Source organism: uncultured Sphingomonas sp. (assembly GCF_964243315.1).
Lineage (GTDB): Bacteria > Pseudomonadota > Alphaproteobacteria > Sphingomonadales > Sphingomonadaceae > Sphingomonas.
Map to the genome: position 1 here is coordinate 1 of NZ_CAXTEM010000119.1, position 2,512 is coordinate 2,512.

Below are 2,512 nucleotides of genomic sequence, written 5' to 3' on the forward strand. Positions count from 1 at the left end.
AGCTCGCGATCAAGGAGGCCAACACGCTCGGCATCCCGGTCGTCGCGATCCTCGACTCCAACGTGTCGCCCGACGGCATCGCCTTCCCGGTTCCGGCGAATGACGACGCCAGCCGCGCGATCCGCCTCTACTGCGAAGCGATCGCCATCGCCGCGACGCGTGGCAACCAGGAGCAGCAGCGCCGCAGCGGTGCCGACATCGGCGCGATGATGGAGCCGCCGAAGGAAGAGGCGCTCGGCACCGATCCGGTCGTCGAGACCCCGGTCGAGACCAGCGGCGACAGCGACGTTCCGGCCTCCGACCCCGTCGTCGAAGCCGAGCTGGCTGCCGAGGGCGAGCGCCAGATCGACGCCTGACCCGTCGCATAACAGTCATGCGGGCGGGGTAGGGCATAAGCCCTTTCCCGCCCGCAGCCACATCCAGACTAGAAGGATTGAAACGATGGCCGATATCACGGCAGCGATGGTCAAAGACCTGCGCGAGAAGAGCGGCGCCGGCATGATGGATTGCAAGAAGGCGCTGAGCGAGACCGCGGGCGAGATGGACGCCGCGATGGATTGGCTCCGCACCAAGGGCCTCGCCGCCGCCGCCAAGAAGTCCAGCCGCACCGCGGCCGAGGGCTTGGTGGGCGTCGCCGTCGCCGGCACCAAGGGCGCTGCGGTCGAGGTCAATTCCGAAACCGATTTCGTCGCCAAGAACGAGCAGTTCCAGCAGTTCGTCCGCGAGGTCACGCAGCTGGCGCTGGCCACCGGCGGCGACGTCGATGCCTTGAAGGGCGAAGCGATGCCGTCGGGTACGACTGTCGAGGACGTGCTGACCAACAACATCGCGACGATTGGCGAGAACCAGTCGCTGCGTCGCGCCAAGCGCCTCGAAGTGTCGCAGGGCGCGGTCGTTGCCTATGTCCACAACCAGGCGTCGCCGGGTCTCGGCAAGATCGGCGTGCTGGTCGCACTCGAATCGGATGCGTCCGATGACGTGCTCCAGGCGCTCGGCAAGCAGATCGCGATGCACATCGCCGCGGCCTTCCCGAAGGCGCTGAACGAAGCCGACCTCGACGAAGGCGAGATCGAGCGCGAGCGCGCGATCGCGACCGAAAAGGCAGCTGAGTCGGGGAAGCCTGCCGACATCATCGCCAAGATGGTAGAGGGTGGCATCGCCAAGTACCGCAAGGAGAATGCCCTGGTCAGCCAGCTGTTCGTGATGGACGGCAAGACCAAGATCTCCGACGTCGTCGCCAAAGCCGCCAAGGATGCCGGCGCGTCCATCGTATTGAAGGACTATGTCCGCTTCCAGCTCGGCGAAGGCATCGAGCGCGAGCAGTCCGATTTCGCTGCCGAGGTAGCGGCCGCATCGGGTGTGCCGCAGCAGCCGCAGCCCCAGGCTTAAGCGTCACGCCCCTCTCCCGATCGGGAGAGGGGTACGCCTTTGCGGTAAGGGCCGATGAGGGACGTCACGCGGATCGCCCTCATCCAGCCAGCGCCGTGTCGAGATGGGCGTGGGGCGAAAATGGGCGCGGGATGCCGGTTGCCCCGCTTCGCTGCCCCGCCTAAGGTCCGCGCCGCCCTCCGCAGACCAACGAGAACCATGCCGCGCTTCAAACGAATCCTGCTGAAACTTTCCGGCGAAGTCCTGATGGGCGAGGGCGGTCTCGCGATCGATCCCGCGGTTACCGCGCGCGTCGCCGGTGAGATCGCCGATGCCAAGGCCAAGGGCTATGAGCTATGCGTGGTTGTCGGTGGCGGGAACATCTTCCGTGGCCTTGCTGCCGCGGCCAAGGGGTTCGAGCGCGCCACCGCCGATTATATGGGCATGCTCGCGACCGTCATGAACGCGCTGGCGGTGCAGAATGCGCTCGAACAGATCGGCATCGACACGCGGGTCCAGTCGGCGATCCCGATGGCTAGCGTGTGCGAACCCTTCATCCGCCGCCGCGCCGAACGCCACCTCGAAAAGGGTCGCGTCGTGATCTTCGCGGCGGGGGTAGGCAGCCCGTTCTTCACCACCGACAGCGGCGCTGCGTTGCGCGCTGCCGAACTGAAATGCGATGCGCTGTTCAAGGGAACTTCCGTTGACGGCGTGTACGATGCCGATCCGAAGAAGGTTCCAACGGCAAAGCGTTATGAAACAATCAGCTACGATCGGGTCCTTGCCGACAATCTGAAGGTGATGGATGCTAGCGCGATCGCGCTGTGCCGCGAGAACGATATTCCGATCGTCGTCTTTAACATCCGCGAACCCGGCAATCTCGCCGCGGTGTTGGCGGGTGACGGGGTCTCGACGACCGTCCGCAACGAACAGGAGACCGTCAATGCCGGCCTATGACAAGGCAGATCTCGAGCGCCGCATGACCGGTGCCGTCGAATCGCTGAAGCACGATCTGGGTGGCCTGCGCACCGGCCGCGCGTCGACGACGCTGCTCGATCCGGTGACGGTCGAGGTCTATGGCAGCCACATGCCGCTCAACCAGGTCGCGACGGTGTCTGCGCCCGAGCCGCGGATGCTTTCGGTG

Annotated in this window: 4 protein-coding genes; all 4 read left to right on the forward strand. The window is 65.6% G+C overall.

What is annotated here, in order from left to right; all coding sequences use genetic code 11:
• Window positions 1-356, forward strand: a 356-nt coding sequence (locus ACFE77_RS16370; protein WP_375422709.1) for a 30S ribosomal protein S2, incomplete at its 5' end; no start/stop codon positions are given.
• Window positions 357-441: 85 nt separating this feature from the next.
• The gene (gene tsf, locus ACFE77_RS16375; RefSeq protein WP_375422710.1) at window positions 442-1,389 is read left to right on the forward strand and encodes a translation elongation factor Ts; all 948 of its coding nucleotides are present in this window, start codon (window positions 442-444) and stop codon (window positions 1,387-1,389) included.
• Window positions 1,390-1,587: 198 nt separating this feature from the next.
• Complete coding sequence (gene pyrH / locus ACFE77_RS16380; RefSeq protein ID WP_375422711.1) at window positions 1,588-2,325, forward strand: UMP kinase; 738 nt, start codon at window positions 1,588-1,590, stop codon at window positions 2,323-2,325.
• The coding region (locus tag ACFE77_RS16385; RefSeq protein ID WP_375422712.1) for a ribosome recycling factor at window positions 2,312-2,512 on the forward strand (201 nt) is incomplete at its 3' end. The genes pyrH and ACFE77_RS16385, both read left to right, overlap by 14 nt.